This window comes from Albimonas donghaensis (genome assembly GCF_900106695.1).
Taxonomy (GTDB): domain Bacteria; phylum Pseudomonadota; class Alphaproteobacteria; order Rhodobacterales; family Rhodobacteraceae; genus Albimonas; species Albimonas donghaensis.
Genome location: NZ_FNMZ01000004.1, coordinates 148,179 through 170,003, shown reverse-complemented (window position 1 = coordinate 170,003; position 21,825 = coordinate 148,179). Strand labels below are relative to the sequence as shown.

Below are 21,825 nucleotides of genomic sequence, written 5' to 3'. Positions count from 1 at the left end.
GGTCCCTCTCTCAGCGGCCGGTGAACCTGGACGCGCGCTTTTCGAGGAAGGCGGTCCGGCCCTCCCGGAAGTCGTCGGAGGCCATCAGCGCGAACTGGGCGTCGGCCTCGGCCTTCAGCATGGCGTCGAGCCCGTCGGGCATCCGCGCCAGCACCGATTTGGTGTAACCCAATGCCATCGGGGCGGATTTCGCCATCTTGCCGGCCATGGCCATGGCCGCGTCCAGCGCCTCGCCGGTGGGCACGACCTTTTCGCACAGCCCGTCGCGGCAGGCGTCGGCGGCCGAGATCGGGTCGCCGATCAGCATGAACATCTTGGCCCGCCCAAGACCCATGCGCAGGGGCAGGCTCCAGACCGCGCCGAGGTCGGGCATCAGGCCGATCTTGTGGAACCCGCAGGAGAATTTCGCCCCCTCGCCGGCGATGACGATATCGCAGGAGGCCGCGAGCGCGAGGCCCCCGCCCGCGCAGGCGCCCTCCACCGCCGCGATCACCGGCTTCTCGCAGTCCACGATCAGGCGGGTGAGACGGTGCAGCTTGAGCAGCGACTCCCGCCCCTCCTGCGCGCCGGCGAACTTCGTCATCCCGGTGATGTCGCCGCCGGCGGAGAAGTGCCCCGCGGCGCCTGTGATGACGATGACGCGGACATCACGATCCTCGATCGATGCGCTGAGCGCATCGATAAGCCCGGTCTTGATGTCGGGAGTGAATGCATTGCGCTTGCTGGGACAGTCGAGCGTCAGGGTCGCGACCCCGCCGTCACGGGTCACGAGAACCCTGCCGGGATCGGCCTGGTTGGGGGCGTCGGACATGGTTCCTCCCGCGGCGCGTGCGCGCCGTTCTGGTTTCTTCGGTCAGTTCTGCGCTGCGGAACGTCGGAATGCAAGGCCCGGCAGCCTCGCGCCCCTCCGTCCCATCCGCCCGACCCGTCCGATCCGCACGCGTTTCAGCGGTTGAGCATCGGTCCGATGGCGCGGCTCAGATGCACCAGGCGCGGGCCCACCTCCCGCTCCATCGTGTCGCGGCTGGCGGCGAAGAGCGGGCCGGCGGCGTTCAGGGCCATGACCTCGGACCGGTCGGGAGAGATCACCGGCGCCGCCACCGCGCGGATGTCGGACTGCCATTCGCCGTCGACGATGCAGAATCCCCGCTCCTCCACCTCGGCGATGGAATCGAGCACCCGCACATGCAGCGCCGGCCAGGCTGGGCCGAGCTTCCGGGCCAGGCGCTCGAAGATGTAGTCGCGCTCGGACGGGTCGATGCCGGCGAGAAAGGCGCGGCCCAGCGCGGTGGTGGCGATGTCGACGCGGGTGCCGACCTCCAGCCGGATCGTGGTCATCGAGGGCGGGTGGCAGGCGTCCACGTAGATCATGCCCAGCCGGTCCCGCGCGGCGAGGGCGATGGACAGGTCCACGTCGGAGGCGAGCTTGAGCATCGGCTCCCGCGCCACCAGCCGCACCCGCAGCGAGGAGATCACCGGGTAGCCCAGCGTCAGCAGGGCGGCGGTGGGCTCGTATTTCCCCAGCCGGCGGATCAGGCGCAGATAGCCCAGTTCGGTCAGCGTATGGGTCAGGCGGGTGATGGTGGCCTTGGGCAGGTCGGTGATCTCGGCCAGCTCGGAATTGCCCAGCGGCGCCGGGCGGGCGGAGAAGGCGCGTAGGATCTCCAGCCCGCGGGCCAGCGCCCAGACGAACTTGCGGTCGCGCGCCAGCCGCTCGGAGGTTTCCTCGTCCAGGCCCAGCTGCATGGCCGAACGCGAGGTCGAGGGCGCGTCGCCGGCGCTCTCCCGCGCGGCGCCCTCGGTCTCGGGCGCGGCGAACCGCTCATCCTTCGCGCTTTCGGCGGTGGGCGGGGCGTTGGGATCAGCGCGAGACGGCGTCATCGGATCTCCTTGGGGACCAAACCAAAGGCTTGGCGCATCGGGCGGGGAATGTCCACTTGCGGGCGCCGCCGGGCGGTCCCGGCCGGGCGGAGGGCGGGGCGCGGGACGGTCTGACGGCGCCGTCTGACGGGGCGATCTAACGGGGCGATCGGAGGGGGCGGGGTCAGCGTTCGGGCAGCAGAACCACCGTGCCGCGTTTGCCCCCGGCCTCGATCGCCTGGTGCGCCGCGGCGATGTCGGCGAGCGGGAAGCGCGCGGCGACCGCGTGGCGGGCCGGCTGCGCGGGGTCGGAGAGCCAGGCGGCGATGGCCGCCTGCGCGGCCTGCCGCAGCGGCAGGGGCGAGATCGGCAGCAGGAACATGCGCAGGGTCACGTTGCGCCGAAGCAGGCCGTAGACGTCGAGCGCCGGGCGCGGGTCGCCCCTGGAGGCGTAGGCCGCGATCACGCCGTTGACGCCGATCACCCGCTGGGCGACGGCGGCGTCGCCGCCCAGATCCACCTCGACGATGCGGTCGACGGGGCCGGAGGCGGCTTCGAGGATCTCGTCGGCGAGATCGGGCGCGTCCCGGCGCAGCACCGCATGGGCGCCGGCCGCGCGCGCCGCCGCCTCGCTTTCGGGGTCGGAGACGGTGGCGATCACCCGCGCCCCGTCGCGCACGGCGTGCTGGACGGCGTAGTTCCCCACCGCCCCGGCGCCGCCGGTGACCAGGACCGTCCTGCCGGTCACCGGCCCGTCGGAATGCACGCAGGCCCAGGCGGTCATGCAGGGGATGCCGAGACAGGCGCCCTCCTCGAAGCTCACATGATCGGGCAGGGGGGTGAGGAGCGAGGCGTCGAGCGCGATGGCCTCCGCCGCCGTGCCATGCGCGCGCCCCCCGCGCTGACCGTTATAGAGCCAGACGCGCCGCCCGATCAGGCCGGGATCGGCGCCGGGCCCGACCGCGTCGACCACGCCGGCGCCGTCCGAATGGGGGATGATGCGCGGGCCCTCCATGACATGGGCGGGGCCGGCGCGGCGCGCCATGTCGGCGGGATTGGCGCCCGAGGCGCGAAGGCGGACGCGGGCCTCGCCGGGGCCGGGCTCTGGGGTCGGGAGATCTCCGACCTGGAGCACCTCCGCCGCCGGTCCCTGCCGGTCGTACCATGCCGCGCGCATATCGAACCCTCCCCCGCTTCTGTCGTCGCCTTCGGTCGCGGCCGGCGCCTGACCCCGGAGCTTGACCCCAGCGCCTGACCCCAGCGCCTGACCTCCCGCGCCTGACCAACGTCAGGCGCGCCGCCGGCAGACCATGCCCCGGCCGGGCGCGCTCTGGCCAGAGGCGATTTCCGTGGCGTTCCCTTGTCCTTCGGTTGTGGCGCGCGGGGGCGGGTCGGGTTATCCTGCGCGTCAATCAACGGCGCGGGCCGGCCTTGGGAGGGGCGCCGCGACCGGGGTCCCAGGGAGAAACACCGATGCTCAAATCCACCGACTCCGCCATCGGCGCCGCGCTGGCGCAGGCGCGCGAAGAGGCTTGGTCCACGCCGCTGGCCAGGCTGGACGTCTCCAAGGCCGACCGCTTCGCGCGGAACCTGCACTGGCCGTTCTTCGACCGGCTGCGCGCCGAGGCCCCGGTGCATTACTGCGCCGAGAGCGAGTTCGGCGCCTACTGGTCGGTGTCGAGCTACGAGACCATCGTGGCGGTGGACACCAACCACCGGCAGTTCTCCTCGGCCGAGGGCATCTTCATCGGCGACCGGGACGAGAGCTTTCGCTCCGAGAGCTTCATTTCCTCCGACGCGCCGATTCACGCCAAGTGGCGCAAGCCGGTGATGCCGGGCGTGGGGCCGAAGCGGCTCCAGGACCTGGAGGCGGTGATCCGCGGCCGGGTCTGCGACATCCTCGACGGGCTGCCGGTGGGCGAGGAGTTCGACTGGGTGGAGCATGTCTCCATCGAACTGACGACGCAGATGCTGGCGACGCTGTTCGACTTCCCCTTCGAGGACCGGCGCAAGCTGACCTTCTGGTCGGACGTGGTGACCTCGACCCCGCAGGTGGGCAACAACTCGCTGGACCCGGAGGAGCGCAAGAAGATCCTCATGGAATGCGTCGGCTGCTTCACCGGGCTGTGGCGCGACCGGCAGGCGCGGGAGCCGGGCTTCGACTTCATCTCGCTGATGGCCCATGACCCGGCCACGGCGGACATGGCCGAGAACCCGATGACCCTGCTGGGCAACCTGATGCTGCTGATCGTGGGGGGGAACGACACCACCCGCAACTCGATCTCCGGCGGGGTGATGGCGCTGAACGATTTCCCGGAGCAGTATGACCGGCTGTCGGCGGACCCGGCGGTGATCCCCAACATGGTGTCCGAGATCATCCGCTGGCAGACGCCGCTGGCCTATATGCGGCGCACGGCGCTGGAGGATGTGGAGGTCGGCGGGCGCACCATCCGGCAGGGGGACAAGGTGGTGATGTGGTATGTCTCGGGCAACCGCGACGACGCCTTCTTCGACGATCCCTACGAGTTCGACATCGCGCGGGCCAAGGCGCGGTCGCATCTGTCCTTCGGATTCGGGGTGCATCGCTGCATGGGCAACCGGGTGGCGGAGATGCAGCTGCGCATCCTGTGGGAGGAGATCCAGAAGCGGTTCAAGCGGGTCGAAGTGACCGGCGAGGCCGAGCGGGTCATGTCCAATTTCGTGCTTGGCTTCTCGAAGCTGCCCGTCACGCTCCGGGTCTGAGGGAGGGGACGGGGTCGGGCGCTCGGCTCCCGTCGGGAGCCGTCGCCCCGCCCGCCGTCCCCCCCCCGCCGTGCCCTTGCCGTCACAATTCCGGAGGCGTCCAGTCGACCATGCGCAGGGGGCGGCCGCCGAGCCGCTCGAACGCGCGCTGTCGGCAGGTGAGCACCAGGATCTGGAGGTCGCGGGCCTGGCGGTGGAGCGCGTTGAACATGCGCTCGATCCGGTCGTCGTCCGACCAGACCAGCGCGTCGTCCAGGATCACCGGCGCGGCGCCCTGCGCGCCGCGGGCCAGCAGCCGCGCGAAGGCGAGCCGGGTGAGCAGGGCGAGCTGTTCGCGCATCCCTCCCGACAGGATCGCGGCGGGTTCGGCCACGCCGCCGCGCTCCAGCTCCGCGGGCAGCAGGCTGGCTTCGTCGAAGCGCAGGTCGAAGCCGCCCGCCCCGCCGCCGCCCGCCCCGCCGCCGGGCGTATCTTCCAGCAGCAGCGCGAGCAGGGGGCGCAGCTCCGCTATCACCGGGCCGAAATAGTGGTCGCGGGCGGCGGCGCGGGCGGTCTCCAGCGCGGATTTCAGGCGGGTGAGGGCGGCGACCTCGACCGCCAGCCGGTCGGCCCTGGCGCGGGCGGCTTCGGCCAGGCCGGCGGTCTCGGCCAGCGCGGCCTCGGGCTCCTCCTCGGCGCGGGCGGCGATGGCGGCGTCATGGCCGGCGATGGCGGCGCGCAGGGTGGCGATTTCCTCCGTCGCGGCGGCGACCACGGAGGCGGCGCGGTCGGCGGCGGCGCGGGCGGCGTCGAGATCGGCGGCGCCGTCCTCCAGCGCCTCGCGGGCGGCGCGGGCGGCGGCGAGGGCCTCGGCGGCGCGGGTCTCGGCGTCCTGCAGGGCCTGCGGGTCGGCGGCGGGGGCGGCGTCGAGCCGGGCCAGCCCGGTCTCGGCGTGGCTGGCGTCGGCGGCGGTCCGGATCGCGGTTTCGCGCGCGGCGGCATGGGCGGCGGAAGCGGCGGCGGCGGCGGCGCGGGTTTCGGCCGCGCGGGTCTCGGCGGCGGGCAGGTCGGGGGCTTCGGCGGGCGCGTCCTGCGGCGCCTCGGGGGGGCGCGCCTCGGCCTTGAGGGCGGCGATGCGGGCGCGCAGGGCGTCGAGCCCGTCGGGGGCCGAGGCGCGGGCCTCCGCCGCCGCCACCTGGGCGGCCTGGGCCAGCGCCGCGGCCTGCGCCGCGCGGGCGCGCAGGGCGGGAAGATCGGGCAGGCCGAGCCGGGTCAGCGCCGCATCCCGCGTCTCCCGCACCCTGGCCAGCGCGGCGGCGGTTTCGGCGCCGGCGCCGGGGGCGGGGATCAGGGTCAGCCGGCCGATGCCGTCGATCTCCAGCCGGGTTTCGCCCAGCGCCGCGCCGCCGCCGCCATCCTCCAGCGCCGCGCCGTCGCGCCGGACCCGGCCGGCGGCGCCGGGGGCGTAGTCGATGCGAAAGCGCATGGCCTGCGCGGCCTCGGCGGCTTCCAGCGTGGAGAGGCGGCGTTCCAGATCCTCGACCGTATCCAGGGCCTTGTCGGGAAGCGCGAGGGCCCGGGCCTCGGCCTGCGCGGTCTCGGCGCGGGTGCGGGCGGCTTCGGCGGCCGCGAGGCGGGTCTCCAGTTCGGCGAGCCGGGCGGCGGCGGCCTCGGCGCGGGCGCGGGCCTCGGCGCGGGCGGCCTGGGCGCGGGCGGAGGCAAGCGCGGCCTCGGCGGCGCGGGCGGCCTCCGTGGCGGCGGCGCGGGCGGTGTCGGCGGCGGCTTCGGCGGCGGCGGCGGTTTCGGCCTCGGCCCGGGCGGCGGCGGCGAGGCGGGCGGCCTCGGCCCGGTCGCGGGCGGCCTGGGCGGCGCGGGCGCGGGTCTCGGCCGCGGCGCGGGCCTGGGTCTCGGCCAGGCCTTCGCGAGCGCGGGCGGCTTCGAGCTGGTCGGCGCGGGCGGCGGCGGCGGCGAGGGCGGCGGCGGTGGCGGCGCGCTCCGCCTCCCGCCGCGTCATGGCCTCGGGGTCGGTGAGCGCGGCGAGCCGGGCGCGGTCGGCGCGGCGGCGGGCGAGCGTGTCGCGCAGGGCCGCGACGCGGGCGGTCAGCGCCTCGGCCGCCTGTTCGTGCTGCCGGGCGGCGTCGAGCGCGCTGGCGTAGTCGCCGCCGGTCCTGGGGCGGCCGGTGGCGGTGACCAGCGCGGCCAGCTCCTCGTTGCACCGGGCCAGCGCGCGGACCATGCGGCGGCCGCCGGTCAGGGCCTCGACCTCTCCGGCCACGGCGGCGAGCGCGTCCTCGCGGGCGCCCCGGTCGGCGGCGCCCAGCTCCGCGCCCCCCTGCGCCACCCAGAGCAGCCCCGCCGGCCCCCGCGGCCCGCCCGGCAGGCGGGCGGAGAGCCAGGCCTCGGCGTCGTCGCCCTGCGCCACCAGCCGCCCCGAGCCGGCGTCATGGATCAGCGCGCGTTTCGCCCCCAGCCAGCGCTTGGCGACGCGGAAGGTCCCGTCGGGAAACTCGAATTCCGCCTCCACCAGCGGGTTGCCGCCGGAATGCGGACGCAGCGATTTCGCGGCGGCGGCCGACGAGGTGTAGGGGACGAAGACCAGCGCGTTGAGCGCGTCGAAACAGGTGGACTTGCCTTCCTCGTTCGGGGCGGAGAGCACGTTGACGCCGTCGCCGATCCCCTCGATCGCCACGCCGCGATTGGCGAAGCGGCGGACGTTTCCAAGCCGGAGCGCGCGCAGGATCATGCCGGGGCCCCCTCGTCCGCATCCTCGGCGGCGTAGGCGTGCAGGCGGGCCAGCGCGGTGGCGGCGGCGGCGCGGTCGGGGGCGGGACGGGCGGGGTCGCGGGCCTCGGCCAGCAGGGCTTCGGCGGCGTCGCGCAGGGCCCCGGCGCGGTCGATGGCGTCGAGATCCGCCGCCTCGGGTTCGAGCGCGAGGGCGTCGGCGCGGATCTCCGCATAGGCGAAATCCGGGGCCGCGTGGTCGGCGGCGGCGAGGAAGGCGGCGCGCTCGGGCAGGCGGGCGCGGCCGGTGGCGAGGATGCGCAGCAGGGTGCGTCGGCGCCGGGCCGGGGCGGGCAGGGCGGCGGCGAGGCGGGCGGCGGGGTCCTCGCCCGGGAGAAGGGCCAGCTCCGCGGTCTCCCACCCGAAATCGCCGGTCTCCATGGGGGCGACGGCGGGGGGCGCGCCGGGGGCGTCGAGGGTGACGGCCAGCGCGGCGCCCGGGCCGCGATGCAGGAAGCGGTCGGGTTCGGGCGTGCCGGAATACCAGGTGCGGGCGTCGATGCGCACCTGCCCGTGCCAGTCGCCGAGCGCGAGATAGTCGAGCCCCGCCCGCCGCGCCCGGTCGGGGGCGAGCACGTCCACGGCGCCTTCCTCCCCGAAGCTCTGCACGGCGCCGTGGGCGAGGCCGATGCGCAGGGCGCCGGGCGGGGTCTCGGCGCGGTCGAACCACTCGGTCAGGTCACGGCCGGGGCGGCGCGAGGGGCAGGGGGCCGGCAGCAGCACGGCGCCGGGGGCGAGGTCCATGGGCCGGGGCGAGAGCGCCAGGCGGACATTGGCCGGGGCCTCGGCGGCGGCGCGGGGCCAGAGCTCGTCGGCCGCCAGCGAGTCGTGGTTGCCCGGCAGGATCACCCAGGTCAGCGCGGGGTCCGCGGCCATCGCCTGAAACCCCTGGCGGAGCGTGGCGGGGGCCGGGGTCTCGGCGTCGAAGAGATCGCCCGCGATCAGGATATGGGCGGCGCCGGAGGCCCGTGCGGCGTCGGCCAGACGCTCCAGCGCGCCGTGCCGGGCCTCGGTCAGCCGCCCGCGCAGCGCCTCGGGCATGCGGCCGTAGCGCTTTCCCAGATGCAGATCGGAACTGTGAAGCAGGCGCAGCATGACATCCCCCCGGGGCGCGGAGGTCCGCCCCGTCGCCTCCCGGAATAGAGCATCGCCGGCGGAGGGGCCAGACGCGCGGGCGCGCCGGCGCGAGACTTGGTTTGACCGCACGCTATGCGATCCTTAGTACTGCACAGCGAAACCAAGAAACCAACAGGGTGGAAACCGCATCATGAGGGTCATCGACCTGTTCGACCGCGGGGCGATGCTTGCGCCCGACGCGCCGTGCCTGAAGGACGACGAGCGCACGATCTCCTACCGCGAGGCGCGGAAGGCCACCCATGCCATCGCCCGCGCGCTGAACCGGCTGGGGATCGGGCCGGGAGACCGGGTGGCCGTGATCACCCCCAACGACGCCTGGGGCTATGTCGCCTGTCTCGGCCTGGGGCGGGCGGAGGCGGTGTGGGTGCCGCTCAACCCCCGCTCCACCTTCGAGGAGAATCTCGGCAATCTCGACCTGACCGGGCCGAAGCTGCTGATCTACCACTCGGACCATGCCGAAGAGGCGGCGGAATGGGTGGCGCGCTCGAAGACGGTGGCGGCGGGGCTGTGCCTGGACCGCGACGACGCGGGGCGGCCCGGCCTGCGCAGCCTGATCGAGGGCGACGACGGCGCCCCGGTCCCGCCGCCGGCGGAGATGACCGACCGCGACACGCTCTACCGGCTGAACTTCACCGGGGGGACGACCGGGCGGCCCAAGGGCGTGCCGCACAGCTATCTCGCGCATGAGATCAACGCGGCGGCCTATGCGATCCTGTGGGGCGCGCAGACCCCGCAGCGCTATCTGCTGGCGGCGCCGATGACCCATGCGGCGGGCGGGCTGGCGCCGCCGGTGTTCCTGCTGGGCGGCATGGTGCGGCTGCTGCGCAAGGCCGATCCCGAGCGGATCATGGAGCTGATCGAGGCGGACGGCATCACCGACCTGATGCTGCCCCCGACGGTGATCTACGCCATGCTGGACCACCCCAGGGCGCGGGATTTCGACTATTCGACCCTGCGCCATTTCATGTTCGCCGCGGCCCCGATGTCGCCGGACAAGATCCGGCGGGCCATCGACATCTTCGGCCCCTGCTTCGCCCAGTTCTACGCCCAGTCCGAGGTCGCCATGTCGATCACCTGGATGGGGCCGAAGGACTACGCGGACGCGGCCGCGGACCCGGCGCTGGCCCATCGGCTCGCCTCCGCCGGGCGGCCGGGGCCGTTCACCCAGCTCGCCATCATGGGCGAGGACGGGGCGCTGCTGGGCGACGACGAGGTGGGCGAGATCGTGGTCCGCTCCAACCAGGTGATGGCCGGCTATCTGAACAATCCGGAGGCCACCGCCGAGACCTTCGCCCATGGCTGGCACCATACCGGCGACCTGGGTCGGCGGGATGCGGACGGCTATTACTACCTGGTGGACCGCAAGCGGGACATGGTGATCTCTGGCGGGTTCAACATCTATCCCGGCGAGGTCGAGCGGGTGCTGCTCGGCCATCCCGCCATCCAGGACTGCGCGGTGATCGGCACGCCGGACGACCGCTGGGGAGAGGCGCTGACCGCGGTGGTGCAGCTTTCGCCCGGCGCGTCGCTGGACGCCGAGGCGCTGCGGATCTGGGCGCGGGAGCGGCTGTCGGGCGTCAACACGCCCAAGCGCTACGAGTTCTGGGAGGACCTGCCCCGCAGCCCGGTGGGCAAGGTGCTCAAGCGGGTGATCCGCGAGGGGTTCTGGCAGGGCCGGGACCGGGCGATCTGAGGGGGATGGGAATGACCGAGACCATGCGCGCGGTGATCTGCGAGAGCTACCGCGACTATGACGACCTGGAGATCATGGACGTCCCCGTCCCCGGCCCGATCGGCGCCGAGGACGTGCGGATCGGCATCAAGGTCTCCGGCGTGAGCTGGGCGACGACGCTGATGGTGGCGGGCAAGTATCAGCGCAAGCTGCCCACGCCTTTCGCGCCGGGCGCCGAAGTGGCCGGCGAGGTGCTGGAGGCGGGCGCGGAGTCGGGGTTCCGGGCCGGGCAGCGGGTCTTCGCGGTGCTCGATTTCGGCGGCTACGCGGAGCAGGTGGTGGTCCATGCCCGCCATGTCTTCGAGATCCCCGAGGGCCGCCCGATGCAGGAGGGCGTGCCGGTCCCGATGTCCTGGATGACCGCCTATGGCGGGCTGGTCTGGCGGGCCGGGATCAAGCCCGGCGACAAGGTCATGGTGCATGGCGCGGCGGGCGGCGTCGGCCTTCCGGCGATGGAGATCGCGCGGGTCATGGGCTGCGAGACCTTCGCCGTGGTGCGCGGCGAGGCCAAGGCCGCCTATTGGCGCGCGGCCGGGGCCGATCACGTCATCGACTCCACGCAGGTGAATTTCCGCGACTATGTGGCGGAGGCGACGGGCGGGCGCGGGGTGGACGTGGTCTATGACACCGTGGGGGGCGAGGTGCTGCACCGCTCCCTGCGCTGCCTTGCCGACGACGGACGCCATGTGGTGATCGGCTTCGTGGGGGGCGACATCGCGCAGGTGCCGTCCAACATCCTGCTGCTGAAGAACATCTCGGTCTGCGGGCTGAACATGGGCCAGTATGTGGGCTGGGGCGTGGTCGATGAGCGGGCGCGGTTCGCGCCGATGTATCGCGCCGGGGTGGCGCAGCTGACCGAGTGGTGGGCGGAGGGGCGGATCGCGCCGAAGATCCACGCCGCGCTGCCGCTGGAGCGGTTCCGCGAGGCGATGGGCCTGGTCACCGGGCGCGAGGCGATCGGGCGCGTGGTCCTGACCCTCTGAGATCCGGAGGGCGGAGGCGGAGGCGGAGGCGGGGGCCGGGGGCCGGGAAGCGGGGGGCCGCGGGCGGCCTCCGCCCGCGCGGCGCAAGCCGGCTATGCGCGATCGGGGGCGCCTCGGCGGCGACGGCCGGCCTACATGCGGGCCATGACATCGACCGACCCACTGACCCGGACTCCGTTCAAATGATCGCCCTCGACTTCGCCGCCGCCTTCCGCTCTTCCTCCTCCGCCGCCTTCCGGGCGCTCTCCCGCGGGGTTTCCTCCGTCGCCTCGGCCCGCGCGACGGCCGCCGAGATCGCGCGCATCAACCAGCTCGACGACGGCGCCCTGGCGCGCGTCGGCCAGACCCGCGAGACGCTGGTGAACGGCGCCGTGGACCGCTACCTCGCAGGGTGACGCGCCCCGCGCCTCAGCCCCGCGCCGCGTCGCGCCAGGCGGCGTATTCGCCGGACACCGACGGATCGGTCGGGGGATAGATGCCGGTGATGGAACGGCCGGCGTCCACCTGCTCGGCCACGAAGGTCTCGAAGCGGGTCATCTCCTCGGCCTCCTCGGCGATCTCGTCGGCGAGATGGGCGGGGATCACCGCCACGCCCTCGCCGTCGCCCACGATCACGTCGCCGGGGAACACCGCCACGCCGCCGCAGCCGATGGGGCCGTTGATCTCCACCGCCTCGTTGTTGACGAGGTTGGTCGGCGCCGAGGGCCGCTGGTGGTAGGCGGGGATCCCCAGCCGCCCGATCGCCGGACTGTCGCGAAAGCCGCCGTCGGTCACCACCCCCTCGCCGCCGCGCTTCATCAGGCGCCGCACCAGGATGTCGCCGGCCGAGGCCGCGGTGGCGTCCATGCGGCTGTCGATGACGAGCACATGGCCCTCGGGGCAGGTCTCGATGGCGACGCGCTGGGGGTGGTCGGGGTTCCTGAAGACGTCGAGCCCGTTGCGGTCCTCACGCGCAGGGATGTAGCGGAGCGTGAAGGCGGGGCCGACCATGTTGCGGCCCTTCCAGTCCACCGGGCCGACGCCGCGCAGGAAGACGTTGCGCAGGCCGCGTTTGTAGAGCGCCGTGGTCAGGGTGGCGCAGGTGACGCCCATCAGGCGGTCGCGGGTCTGGGGGTTCATGGCGGGTCCTTCCGGCGGATGCGGCGGGGTCAGAAGATGTCGGGTTCGGGGATGCCGGGGCCGGGGACCGGCGCCAGCACGTCGAGATCGCAGCCCTGATCGGCCTGGGTGACGTGGCGGGCGAAGATCGCGCCGTAGCCGCGGGGGTGATGGGGCGCGGGCGCGACCCATTCGGCGCGGCGGCGCGCCAGCTCGGCCTCGTCCACCAGCATGTCGAGCCGCCGGCCCGGCACGTCCACGGCCACCCGGTCGCCGGTGCGCAGCAGCGCGAGCGGGCCGCCCACCGCGGCCTCCGGCGCGCAATGCAGGATGCAGGCCCCGTAGGAGGTCCCCGACATGCGCGCGTCCGACAGGCGCACCATGTCGCGCACGCCCTGGCGGATCAGCTTGATCGGGATCGGCAGCATCCCCCATTCCGGCATCCCCGGCCCGCCGATCGGCCCGGCGTTGCGCAGCACCAGCACGTCGTTGGGCTCCACATCCAGATCCGGGTCGTCGGTGGCGGCCTTCATTTCGGGATAGCTGTCGAAGACCAGCGCCCGGCCCTCGTTCACCAGCAGGTGGGGGGCGCAGGCGCAGGGCTTCATCACCGCGCCGTCGGGGGCGAGGTTGCCGCGCAGCACCGCCAGCGCGCCCTCGGGATAGATCGGGTTGTCGAGCGGGCGGATGACGTCGTCGTCATGAACCTGCGCGTTGGTCAGCGTCTCGCCGATGGGGCGCCCGGTGACGGTGATCGGGCTGGGGTCGATGCGCTCGCCCAGCCGGGCCATCAGCGCCCGCAGGCCGCCGGCGAGGTAGAAGTCCTCCATCAGGTAGCGGTCGCCGGAGGGGCGGATATTGGCGATCACCGGCACGTCGCGGCCCAGCGCGTCGAAGTCGTCCAGCCCGAAGGTCACGCCCGCCCGCCGCGCCATGGCGATCAGGTGGATGACGGCGTTGGTCGAGCAGCCCATGGCCATCGCCGTGACCCCCGCGTTGCGCACCGAGGCGGGGGTGACGAGCGCGTCGGGCGTCAGGTTCTCCCACACCATGTCGACGACGCGGCGGCCGCAGCCGGCGGCCATGCGCACATGGTTGGCGTCCATGGCGGGGATCGAGGAGGCGCCGGGCAGGGTCAGCCCCATCGCCTCGGCGATGGCGGTCATGGTCGAGGCGGTGCCCATGGTCATGCAATGGCCGGGAGACCGCGCGATGCCGCCCTCGATCTCGGTCCATTCCTTGTCGTCGATGGCGCCGGCGCGGCGTTCGTCCCAGTATTTCCAGATGTCCGAGCCCGAGCCCAGGGACCGCCCGCGATAATGGCCGCGCATCATCGGCCCGGCCGGCATGTAGATCATCGGGACGCCGGCCGAGATCGCGCCCATCACCAGCGCCGGAGTGGTCTTGTCGCACCCGCCCATCAGCACCACGCCGTCGACGGGGTGGGAGCGGATCAGCTCCTCCGCCTCCATCGCGAGCAGGTTGCGGTAGAGCATGGTGGAGGGCTTCACCAGGCTCTCGGAGAGCGACAGGGCGGGAAGCTCCATCGGGTGGCCGCCGGCCTGCTGGATGCCGCGTTTGACGTCGAGCGCCCGGTCGCGGAAGTGCAGATGGCAGGGCTGGGCCTCGGACCAGGTGTTGATCAGGGCGATGATCGGGCGGCCCGCCCAGTCCTCGGGGCCGAGGCCCATCTGCATCATGCGCGAGCGGTGGGCGAAGCTGCGCATGTCGTCCTTGGCGAACCAGCGGGCGCTGCGCAGGGTCTCGGGCGTTTTTCTCTCGGTCATGCGGGTCTGTCCTCCTGACGTTTGTTCTTGTCTTCTGTGTTGGCGGCGGCGGCGGGGCCGCGCCAGCGCGGGGCGGGGACGCCGCGCACGCCCATGGCGCGAGCCGCGTCCCAGGCGGCGAGTCGCCCCCCCCCGCCGGGCCCCCGGCGCGAGGTCAGCACCATGCGCCCAAGGTCGGGTCCGATGAAAGCCGGCTTGGTGGGCTGCGCCATGGGCGTGGGCACGCGTGCGGCGATGCGCCCGTCGGGGGCGAAGCGCAGAAGTTCGGCGCCGCCGACCCCGGCGATCCAGCAATGCCCGTCGGCGTCCATCGCCGCGCCGTCGGGCCGGCCGGGCAGGGCGTCGAAGCGGGCGAAGACCTCGCGCAGGGGCGGGCGGTCGTCGCGCAGGCGCAGGGTCCACAGGGTCTGCGCGCGGGCGTGGCTGTCGGAGACGAAGAGCCGTTCGCGCGCCGCGTCCCAGGCGAGGCCGTTGAGGGTGCGGAAGCCTTCCTGCACCAGGTGCGGAACGGCGTCGGGGCCCATGACATAGAGCGCGCCGTTGGGGCGGAGGTTGTCGACGTCCATGGTCCCGAACCAGAGCCGCCCGGCCGCGTCCACGCAGGCGTCGTTGCAGCGCCGGCCCGGCGCGTCCACGGCGGCGAGGCGGGCGAAGGCGCCCGTCGTCTCGTCGAAGCGGTGGAGGCCGGCGCCCATGCCCACCAGCGGCGCGCCGGCGGCGTCGAGCTGGACGAATCCCGGCGCTTCGGGCGTGAACCAGGAGCGGGTGCGCCCGCGGGAATCGGTGCGCAGCAGGCGCAGCCCCTCCACGTCGACCCACCAGATCATGTCGTCTTCGGCGCGCCAGACGGGGCTTTCGCCCAGCTCGGCGCAGGTCTCGGTCATCGGGGAAAATCCTGCCGTAGCGGAAGTTTCCGCCGGATCGCGCCGTTCGCTCACCCTCGCCTCCCCGTTTCCCCCCGCGTCCCGTCGCGCGGCCCGGCGATCCCGCCGCCGCCGGAATCCCGTTGACAGGTCATCTATGACGTTTCTAGTGTTTCACCACAACTGAAATATTAGTTTGGCCGATCAGGCCGGCAGGGAGGACGACATGACCAGGACCAGAAGGACGGAAGCGCGCGCCGCGCGGCGCGGTTCGGTGTCCGCCGCGGCGCTGATCGCGCTGGCGGGGATCGCGGGGCTGGCCGGACCGGCGGCGGCGGAGACGACGCTGCGCATCGGCACCGTGCTCGCGCCCAACGACCCGATGGGGCAGGGGCTGGAGAAATTCGCGGCGGATGTGAAGGAGGCCACCGGCGGCGAGGTGGTGGTGGAGGTGTTCCACAACTCCCAGCTCGGCGACACCACCGAGATGCTCGACCAGGCCCGCGCCGGGGCCAATGTCGGCGCCGTCACCGACGTCGCCCGCCTGTCGGCCTTCGTGCCGTCGCTGGCGATCATGTCGGCGCCGTTCCTGTTCGACACCTACGAGCAGGCCGACACGTTCGCGCTGAGCGACGAATATCTCGGCTGGGGCGCGGCGCTGGAGGAGAAGGCGGGGCTCGTGATGCTCGCCTCCAACTGGTATCAGGGCCCGCGCCATGCGCTGACCCAGAAGCCGGTGACCGGGCCGGCGGACCTGGCGGGCGTGCGGATGCGCACCATCGGCGCCCCGATCTGGATCGAGACCATCCGCGCCATGGGGGCCGAGCCCACGCCGATCGCCTGGGGCGAGGTCTATTCCGCCCTTCAGCTCGGCGCGCTCGACGCCGCCGAGGCGCAGCCGACCGCGATCTGGGGCGCCAAGCTCTACGAGGTCATCGAGAACGTCACCAAGACCGGGCATATCCAGCTGGTCACCGCCCTGGTGATCGGGGCCGACACCTGGGCCGGCATCTCGCCCGAGCATCAGAAGATCGTGCGCGATCTGGCGGTGCAGGACGGCCGCTACGCCTCCGGCCTGACCATCGAGCTGGGGGAGAAGGCGCTGGCCGACGTCGCCGCCTCGGGCGTCACCGTGTCGGAGGTCGATCTGGCGCCGTTCAAGGAGGCGGTGTCGGGCGTCTACGCCAAGCTGAACCTAGAGGAGGAGGCGAAGATCGTGAAGCGGGTGCTCGGTGAGTGATCCGCGGATGACGGCCGGCGCGGAGGGGGCGGCGGCATGGGCCTGATCGCCCGTCTCGATGCGCGCCTGCGGCAGGCGGAGGGCTGGCTGGCCCTCCTCCTGCTGGCCGCCATCGTGGCGCTGGTGGCGGGGGCGTCGGTGTCCCGCGCCGTCGGGGTCCCGATCATCTGGTCGGTGGAGGTGGCGCAGCTGCTGTTCGCCTGGCTGTGCATCTTCGCCGCCGACCTCGCCCTGCAAAGGGACCGGCATTTCGGCCTGTCGTTTCTGGTCGACGCGCTCAGCCCGCGGGCGGCGCGGCGGCTGGCGATCTTCAATCACCTGGTGCTGGCGGCGCTGCTCGCCTTCCTGGCCTTTCACGCCTGGCGCAACATGATCCTGATGCATCCCCGGCTGATCGGGGCGACGCAGATGCACGGCTCGTGGCTGCACGCCTCGATGCTGGCGGGTTTCGGGCTGCTGCTGCGCACCCTGCTGGTGAACCTGGCGCGGCTGCTGGCCTCCGACCCCGCCGGCGCCGCGCCCGCGGCCGGGGAGCCCCCCGAAACGCCCCCCTCAACACCCCCCTCAACGCCCCGCGAACCCAAGGGAGCCGCGTGATGCTGCTGCTGATCGGCGCGCTGTTCGCGCTGTTCCTGTTCCTCGGCCAGCCGGTGGCCTTCGCGCTGGGGCTGGCGGCGATCCCGGTCTTCGTGTTCTCGGGGACCATGCCGCCCTCGGTCGCCATCCAGAAGATGGTCTCGGCCACCCAGAGCTTTCCGCTGCTGGCGGTGCCGTTCTTCATCCTCGCGGGCAACCTGATGAACGCCTCGGGCATCACCGAGCGGCTGGTGGGCTTCTCCCGCCTGCTGACCGGCTGGATCGCGGGGGGGCTGGCGCAGGTCTCCATCGTGCTGAGCTTCATGATGGGCGGCATCTCCGGCTCGGCGGTCGCGGATGCGGCGATGGAGAGCCGGCTGCTCGGCCCCTCGATGCTGCGGCAGGGCTATGCGCCGGCGACCGCTGCGGCGATCCTGGCCTTCGGGTCGATCATCACCGCGACGATCCCGCCCTCCATCGGGCTGATCCTGTTCGGCTTCATCAACGAGGTCTCCATCGGCCGGCTGTTTCTGGCGGGCATCCTGCCGGGCGCGCTGCTGACCGCGGTGCTGATGCTGGCGGCCTGGATCGTGGCGAAGCGGCGCGGCTACGTCCCCGACCTCGCCGCCCCGCCGAAGGCGCGCGACCTGTGGGCGAGCTTCCGCGAGAGCGTCTGGGCGCTGATGTTCCCGGTGATCCTGATCGTGGGCTTCCGCTTCGGCATCTTCACCGCGACCGAGGCCGGGGCCTTCCTGGTGTTCTACGCGGCCTTCATCGGCCGGGTGATCTACCGGGAGCTGACGCTGGCCCGGATGCGCGCGGCGCTGGAGGACACGGTGCAGGACCTGGGCATGATCATGCTGCTGATCATGATGGCCGGGGTGCTGGGCTACGCCATCACGCTGGAACGCGCGCCCCAGCATAGCGCCGAGGCGGTGACGGCGCTGACCTCCGACCCGGTGGGGGTGCTGGCGCTGGTGGTGCTGGTGCTGGTGATCTCGGGCATGTTCCTGGAGGGGGCGGCGAACATCCTGCTGGTGACGCCCATCGTCATGCCGATGCTGGTCCAGGCGGGGTGGGATCCGATCCATATGGGGGTGCTGATGGTGCTGCTGATCAATCTCGGCGGGCTGACTCCGCCGGTGGGGGTGATCATGTTCACCGTCTGCGGCGTTCTCGGGGTGAAGACGGGCGCCTATGCGCGGGCGTCCTTGCCCTTCTTTCTCGCGCTCGCGATTTTCTTCGTGGTGCTGACCGCGGTACCGTGGTTGTCCACCTACCTGCCGCGGACCCTGATGTGAGCGGCGAACCGACAAGGAGGGCGCAGGCCCCGATGACCCCACGCGGACTGGCGCAGGCCAGCGATCCGGGCGCCGAGCCGCCCCTGCCCAGCGCGCATGTGCCGGCCTCGGCGCTGGTCTACGAGACCCTGCGCGCGCGCATCATCTCGTTGCAGCTTCCGCCGGGGACGCGGTTGTCGCGGTCCGAGCTGGCGGCCGCCTTCGGGGTCAGCCAGTCGCCGGTGCGCGAGGCGTTGCAGCAGCTGGAGACGGTGGGACTGGTGGCGACCTTCCGCCAGTCGCGCACCGAGGTGACGCTGATCGACCCCGCGCAGCTGCGGCAGGAGAACTTCCTGCGCGCCGGGATCGAGTGCGAGGTGGCGCATGCGCTGGCCTCGACGGCGGATCCGGGGGCGGTGTTGCTGAAGGCGCGGGGGGTGCTGAAGATGCAGGCGGCGCTGGCCGACGACATGCGCCAGATCGAGCTGTTCCGCAGGCTCGACTCCGACTTCCACCGGGAGCTTTTCGCCGCCGCCGGCCAGGCGCCGCTGCACGGGCTGGTCGCCGACCGCTCCAGCCAGATGGCGCGGGTGCGGGCGCTGGACCTGCCGCGGGAAAGCAAGATGCGCTCGGTGGTGGAGGGGCACGCGGCGGTGCTGGAGGCGATCGAGGCCGGCGACCGTCACGCCGCCGCCGACGCCATGCGCCGGCACCTGTCAGGCTCGATCGAGCGCCTGCCGGAGATCATCGCCCAGCATCGGGACTATTTCGGCCCGGTCTGAGGGGGCGGGGCGGAGCCGGGGGCGGCGGCCTCGGCTTCGGCTTCGTTTTCGGCGGCGGCGGCGGCGAGCCAGTCCAGCCAGGCCTCCATCCCCTCGCCGGTGCGGGCCGAAAGGCGCAGCACCTTGATCCCCGGCGCGGCGCGGCGCAGATCGGCCTCGCAGCGGTCGAGATCCACGTCGCAATGGGGCGCGAGGTCGGTCTTGCAGAGGATCGCCAGCCGGGCCCCGGCGAACCGTTCGGGACGCTTGAGCGCCGCCGCCTCGCCCTCGGCGACCGACAGCAGGGCGACCGCGGCGGTTTCGCCCAGGTCGAGCGGGGGCCGGCGGGCGGGCGCGTCCGCATCCTCGATGAACAGGATCGCGCCGGGCGAAAGCGGCAGCCGACCCAGCGCCAGCTGGATCATCTGGGCGTCCAGGTCGCGGTCCGGGCCGGTGACGATGCGCAGCGCGGGGACGTCGGGGGGCGCGTCGGCGGGGCGGGTGCTGTCGGGGCGGGTGCGGTCGGGGGCTTCGGCGGCCCGCGGGTCGGCCTCGATCACCGCGACGCGGCGGGAGGCGGGGCGGGCGGCGAGCGCTTCGACGGTGCGCGCCAGCAGCGTGGACTTGCCCGCGCCCGGCGCGGAGGCGAGCCTGACCGCCAGCACCCCCAGCGCGCGGAGCATCCGGCGGTTGACCGCGGCGAAGCCGTCGTTGCGCGCGCGGGCGTTGCTCCCGGCCCCGACATCGGCCCCGGCGATCGGGTCCCGCGGGGCGTCCGAGTTCCCGTCTTCCGCCGGGCCCCGGTCGAAATTCAGGTCGACGGGGGGCGGGGCCGGGGCGGCTTCGTCGCGGTCTTTGCCGTAATCGGCCCAGTCCGGATCGGCGTGATCCCGGCCGCAGCCGCAGGCGGCGCCCGGGTGGGCGCGACCCTGCGAGCAGGCGGGGGCGGGGCTGGGGACGGGGCCGGGGGATAGGACGGGGGAGGGGGCGCTCCCCTGGCCGGGGCGCCGGGCCTGGAACGGCGCGGGGCGAGGCCCGTGGTCATGGTCTTCCGGGCCGACGTCGCCGTCTTCGCGGCGCTTGCGCATCGGGCCGCCTCCCTGTCCTGCATGTCCGTCCGTCGCCGCTGACGCCGCGGCGACGAGGGGTGTCCGGTTCTGACGATTATCCCGGGCATGGCGCCGGAACGCCAGCCCTCGCCGGGCGGGCGAGGCGCCCCCCGCCCGGCGGGAGGGTCAGGCGGCGGCGCCGGCGCGGGCCTCTTCCCGCAGGCGCTGGGCCAGCCATTCGCCGATCATCACGCAGGTCATGTGGGTGTTGGCCCGGCAGTCCATCGGCATGATCGAGGCGTCGGCCACCCGCAGCCCCGGCACGCCCTTCACGCCCAGATCCGGGTTCACCACGCCCTCGCGATCGTTCCACGCGCTCATCCGGCAGGTGCCGGCGGCGTGCTGGATGTCGCCCACATGGGCCAGGATCAGCGCGTCGAGCGCGGCGTCGGGCAGGGCGGCGGCGTCCTCCAGGCTGACCCCGGAATCGGCCAGCCCGAACCGCTCGGCGATGTCGCGCAGGCCGGGCTGGCGGGCCATGTCGCGCATCCGGCGCACGCCGTCGCGCATCCGCACCAGGTCGCGGGGGTCGGAGAGCATGTTCTCCTCCACCACCGGGTCGTCCTGGGGGCGGGCGGAGACCAGCGTGACCTCGCCCCGCGAGAACGCGTCGTAAAGCCCGATGCCCACCGTGCCGCGCGGGTCGGGGGCGCCGTCGGCGGCGTCGTTGCGGTGGTTGAAGCCGATCAGGATCATGTCGCGGACCCCGCCCTCGCCCAGACCGGAGGAATAGGTCACGCAGCAGTTGGTGTGGCGCTGGTCGGGGTCGGAGGTGGCGTGCTCGGGCTTGAGCTGGAGGGTGATGCGCAGCATCGGATGGTCCATGAAGTTGCGCCCGACGGCCGGCATCTCGCGCTTCACCTCGATGCCATGGGCGCGGAGCTGCATGGACGGGCCGAAACCCGAGCGCATCAGGATGGTCGGCGAATGCACGGCGCCGGCGCAGAGCACGGTCTCGCGGCCGCGGAAGGTGCGGGGCGCGCCGTCGATCAGCGCCTCGACGCCCACGGCGCGGCCGTCCTCCAGGATCACCCGGTCGACCAGCGCCTGGCCGACGATGGTCAGGTTGGGGCGGTCGCGGGCCGGGTCGAGATAGCCGTCATTGGTGGTCACCCGGCGCAGGCCGCGGCTGTTGATCGGGTAGCAGGACACGCCCTCGCCGTCGGGGGCGTTGAGGTCGGGGTTCCAGGGATGGCCGGCGGCCAGGGCGGCGTCGCGCAGGCCCTTGTCGACGGGGCCCCAGCTGTCCTGCGGGGCGCGGTGGATGGGGATCGGGCCGCCCTGGCCGTGATGGTTGGCATGGGCCATTTCCGGGTCGTCCTCCATCCGCGCGAACAGCGGCAGGACCTCGGCGGCGGACCAGCCCTCGCAGCCGGCCTCGGCCCAGGCGTCGAAGGCGGCGCCGACGCCCCAGATGGCGATCTGGGCGTTGACCAGGGAACACCCGCCCAGCCCCCGGCCGCGCCAGTAGTGGCGGGGCTCCTGCACCGCGGTGCGGCGGCTGCGGAGCCCCGGCCATTGCCAGGCGGCCTGGTGCTCGGGGCGGAACATGAACGGGTAGATGTTGGCCGAACGGGCGGCATGGGGGACGTCGTCGCCGCGCCAGTCGGCGCCGGCTTCGAGCAGCAGGACCCGGATCCCCGGATCCTCCGACAGCCGCCCGGCCAGCGCCGCGCCGGCGGACCCGGCGCCGACGACGATGACGTCGAACATGTCGCTCATTCGGGGATCTCCTGCGCAGGGGCGGCCCGCGCGGTTCGGGGGCCGCCTGGGGCCCGGAGACGGGAGGCGCGCGGAGGGCGAAACGGCGTGGGGACCGGGCCGGGCGCGCGTCGGAAAGCCGAACTATGCGGGCCGCGCGGGCGGGCGGCAATCGGGCCGGGGCGGGCCGAATGGT

18 protein-coding genes are annotated in these 21,825 nt (G+C 73.5%); 8 read left to right on the top strand and 10 right to left on the bottom strand.

Annotation, left to right across the window (positions count from 1 at the left end):
- Positions 1-10: 10 nt before the first annotated feature.
- From BLV24_RS12910 to BLV24_RS12900, 3 genes are all read right to left on the bottom strand, one after another.
- Positions 11-811 carry an enoyl-CoA hydratase/isomerase family protein gene (locus tag BLV24_RS12910; protein ID WP_092682383.1) on the bottom strand — a complete coding sequence of 267 codons (801 nt, stop codon included), beginning with the start codon at positions 809-811 and terminating at the stop codon, positions 11-13.
- Between the two features lie 134 nt (positions 812-945).
- The gene (locus BLV24_RS12905) at positions 946-1,881 is read right to left on the bottom strand and encodes an IclR family transcriptional regulator (RefSeq protein WP_092682381.1); all 936 of its coding nucleotides are present in this window, start codon (positions 1,879-1,881) and stop codon (positions 946-948) included.
- Positions 1,882-2,044: 163 nt separating this feature from the next.
- Positions 2,045-3,037, bottom strand: coding sequence for an NADPH:quinone reductase (locus BLV24_RS12900; protein ID WP_092682379.1), 993 nt, complete (start codon positions 3,035-3,037; stop codon positions 2,045-2,047).
- A 296-nt stretch (positions 3,038-3,333) separates the two neighbouring features.
- On the opposite strand from BLV24_RS12900, the gene BLV24_RS12895 reads away from it, so the two are divergent.
- Positions 3,334-4,602: a cytochrome P450 gene (locus BLV24_RS12895; protein ID WP_092682377.1), complete on the top strand. Its 1,269-nt coding sequence runs from the start codon at positions 3,334-3,336 to the stop codon at positions 4,600-4,602.
- Between the two features lie 82 nt (positions 4,603-4,684).
- Here BLV24_RS12895 and BLV24_RS22870 read toward each other — a convergent pair whose 3' ends face one another.
- Positions 4,685-7,324, bottom strand: a complete 2,640-nt coding sequence (locus BLV24_RS22870; protein WP_092682375.1) for an AAA family ATPase — start codon at positions 7,322-7,324, stop codon at positions 4,685-4,687.
- The gene (locus tag BLV24_RS12885; protein ID WP_092682373.1) at positions 7,321-8,457 is read right to left on the bottom strand and encodes a metallophosphoesterase family protein; all 1,137 of its coding nucleotides are present in this window, start codon (positions 8,455-8,457) and stop codon (positions 7,321-7,323) included. The genes BLV24_RS22870 and BLV24_RS12885 overlap by 4 nt, the downstream gene beginning before the upstream one ends.
- A 172-nt stretch (positions 8,458-8,629) precedes the next feature.
- Between BLV24_RS12885 and BLV24_RS12880 the strand changes: the two genes are divergently transcribed.
- The 3 genes from BLV24_RS12880 (at position 8,630) to BLV24_RS21990 (ending at position 11,609) form a co-directional block, all read left to right on the top strand.
- Positions 8,630-10,192 carry an AMP-binding protein gene (locus BLV24_RS12880; protein WP_092682371.1) on the top strand — a complete coding sequence of 521 codons (1,563 nt, stop codon included), beginning with the start codon at positions 8,630-8,632 and terminating at the stop codon, positions 10,190-10,192.
- 11 nt (positions 10,193-10,203) lie between these two features.
- Positions 10,204-11,214 (top strand): NADPH:quinone oxidoreductase family protein, encoded by a 1,011-nt coding sequence (locus BLV24_RS12875; protein WP_176954735.1) that lies wholly within the window; start codon positions 10,204-10,206, stop codon positions 11,212-11,214.
- Positions 11,215-11,396: 182 nt separating this feature from the next.
- Positions 11,397-11,609 carry a hypothetical protein gene (locus BLV24_RS21990; protein ID WP_092682367.1) on the top strand — a complete coding sequence of 71 codons (213 nt, stop codon included), beginning with the start codon at positions 11,397-11,399 and terminating at the stop codon, positions 11,607-11,609.
- Between the two features lie 13 nt (positions 11,610-11,622).
- Here the strand turns inward: BLV24_RS21990 and BLV24_RS12865 are convergent, their stop codons facing one another.
- From BLV24_RS12865 to BLV24_RS12855, 3 genes are read right to left on the bottom strand one after another with little or no spacing between them, the layout of a single operon-like run.
- Entirely contained in the window at positions 11,623-12,333 is a 711-nt protein-coding gene (locus tag BLV24_RS12865) for a ribonuclease activity regulator RraA (protein WP_092682365.1), read from the bottom strand.
- A gap of 29 nt (positions 12,334-12,362) precedes the next feature.
- Positions 12,363-14,099 (bottom strand): L-arabinonate dehydratase, encoded by a 1,737-nt coding sequence (araD, locus tag BLV24_RS12860; RefSeq protein WP_092682364.1) that lies wholly within the window; start codon positions 14,097-14,099, stop codon positions 12,363-12,365.
- A complete protein-coding gene (locus BLV24_RS12855) occupies positions 14,096-14,983 on the bottom strand; it encodes an SMP-30/gluconolactonase/LRE family protein (protein WP_092682362.1) in 888 nt (295 codons plus the stop codon). The genes araD and BLV24_RS12855 overlap by 4 nt, the downstream gene beginning before the upstream one ends.
- A 205-nt stretch (positions 14,984-15,188) precedes the next feature.
- Here BLV24_RS12855 and BLV24_RS12850 point away from each other — a divergent pair, with 205 nt between their 5' ends.
- From BLV24_RS12850 to BLV24_RS12835, 4 genes are read left to right on the top strand one after another with little or no spacing between them, the layout of a single operon-like run.
- A complete protein-coding gene (locus BLV24_RS12850) occupies positions 15,189-16,202 on the top strand; it encodes a C4-dicarboxylate TRAP transporter substrate-binding protein (RefSeq protein ID WP_092682889.1) in 1,014 nt (337 codons plus the stop codon).
- A gap of 36 nt (positions 16,203-16,238) precedes the next feature.
- Positions 16,239-16,799, top strand: coding sequence for a TRAP transporter small permease (locus BLV24_RS12845; RefSeq protein WP_092682360.1), 561 nt, complete (start codon positions 16,239-16,241; stop codon positions 16,797-16,799).
- Complete coding sequence (locus BLV24_RS12840; RefSeq protein WP_092682358.1) at positions 16,799-18,079, top strand: TRAP transporter large permease; 1,281 nt, start codon at positions 16,799-16,801, stop codon at positions 18,077-18,079. Before BLV24_RS12845 ends, BLV24_RS12840 begins: the two co-directional genes overlap by 1 nt.
- Positions 18,080-18,111: 32 nt before the next feature.
- Entirely contained in the window at positions 18,112-18,840 is a 729-nt protein-coding gene (locus BLV24_RS12835; RefSeq protein ID WP_092682356.1) for a GntR family transcriptional regulator, read from the top strand.
- Here BLV24_RS12835 and hypB read toward each other — a convergent pair.
- Positions 18,822-19,907, bottom strand: a complete 1,086-nt coding sequence (hypB, locus tag BLV24_RS21985) for a hydrogenase nickel incorporation protein HypB (RefSeq protein WP_176954734.1) — start codon at positions 19,905-19,907, stop codon at positions 18,822-18,824. The genes BLV24_RS12835 and hypB overlap by 19 nt on opposite strands.
- A gap of 147 nt (positions 19,908-20,054) precedes the next feature.
- On the bottom strand, positions 20,055-21,650 hold the full coding sequence (locus tag BLV24_RS12825; protein ID WP_218133405.1) for a GMC family oxidoreductase: 1,596 nt from the start codon (positions 21,648-21,650) through the stop codon (positions 20,055-20,057).
- Positions 21,651-21,825 lie beyond the last annotated feature (175 nt).

Coding starts and splice junctions, on each gene's coding strand:
- BLV24_RS12825 (WP_218133405.1), bottom strand. CDS start 21,650: ATGAGCGACATGTTCGACGTCATCGTCGTCGGCGCCGGGTCCGCCGGC.
- BLV24_RS21990 (WP_092682367.1), top strand. CDS start 11,397: ATGATCGCCCTCGACTTCGCCGCCGCCTTCCGCTCTTCCTCCTCCGCC.
- BLV24_RS12880 (WP_092682371.1), top strand. CDS start 8,630: ATGAGGGTCATCGACCTGTTCGACCGCGGGGCGATGCTTGCGCCCGAC.
- hypB (WP_176954734.1), bottom strand. CDS start 19,907: ATGCGCAAGCGCCGCGAAGACGGCGACGTCGGCCCGGAAGACCATGAC.
- BLV24_RS12895 (WP_092682377.1), top strand. CDS start 3,334: ATGCTCAAATCCACCGACTCCGCCATCGGCGCCGCGCTGGCGCAGGCG.
- BLV24_RS12865 (WP_092682365.1), bottom strand. CDS start 12,333: ATGAACCCCCAGACCCGCGACCGCCTGATGGGCGTCACCTGCGCCACC.
- BLV24_RS12835 (WP_092682356.1), top strand. CDS start 18,112: ATGACCCCACGCGGACTGGCGCAGGCCAGCGATCCGGGCGCCGAGCCG.
- BLV24_RS12875 (WP_176954735.1), top strand. CDS start 10,204: ATGACCGAGACCATGCGCGCGGTGATCTGCGAGAGCTACCGCGACTAT.
- BLV24_RS12840 (WP_092682358.1), top strand. CDS start 16,799: ATGCTGCTGCTGATCGGCGCGCTGTTCGCGCTGTTCCTGTTCCTCGGC.
- BLV24_RS22870 (WP_092682375.1), bottom strand. CDS start 7,324: ATGATCCTGCGCGCGCTCCGGCTTGGAAACGTCCGCCGCTTCGCCAAT.
- BLV24_RS12905 (WP_092682381.1), bottom strand. CDS start 1,881: ATGACGCCGTCTCGCGCTGATCCCAACGCCCCGCCCACCGCCGAAAGC.
- BLV24_RS12910 (WP_092682383.1), bottom strand. CDS start 811: ATGTCCGACGCCCCCAACCAGGCCGATCCCGGCAGGGTTCTCGTGACC.
- BLV24_RS12850 (WP_092682889.1), top strand. CDS start 15,189: ATGACCAGGACCAGAAGGACGGAAGCGCGCGCCGCGCGGCGCGGTTCG.
- BLV24_RS12845 (WP_092682360.1), top strand. CDS start 16,239: ATGGGCCTGATCGCCCGTCTCGATGCGCGCCTGCGGCAGGCGGAGGGC.
- araD (WP_092682364.1), bottom strand. CDS start 14,099: ATGACCGAGAGAAAAACGCCCGAGACCCTGCGCAGCGCCCGCTGGTTC.
- BLV24_RS12885 (WP_092682373.1), bottom strand. CDS start 8,457: ATGCTGCGCCTGCTTCACAGTTCCGATCTGCATCTGGGAAAGCGCTAC.
- BLV24_RS12855 (WP_092682362.1), bottom strand. CDS start 14,983: ATGACCGAGACCTGCGCCGAGCTGGGCGAAAGCCCCGTCTGGCGCGCC.
- BLV24_RS12900 (WP_092682379.1), bottom strand. CDS start 3,037: ATGCGCGCGGCATGGTACGACCGGCAGGGACCGGCGGCGGAGGTGCTC.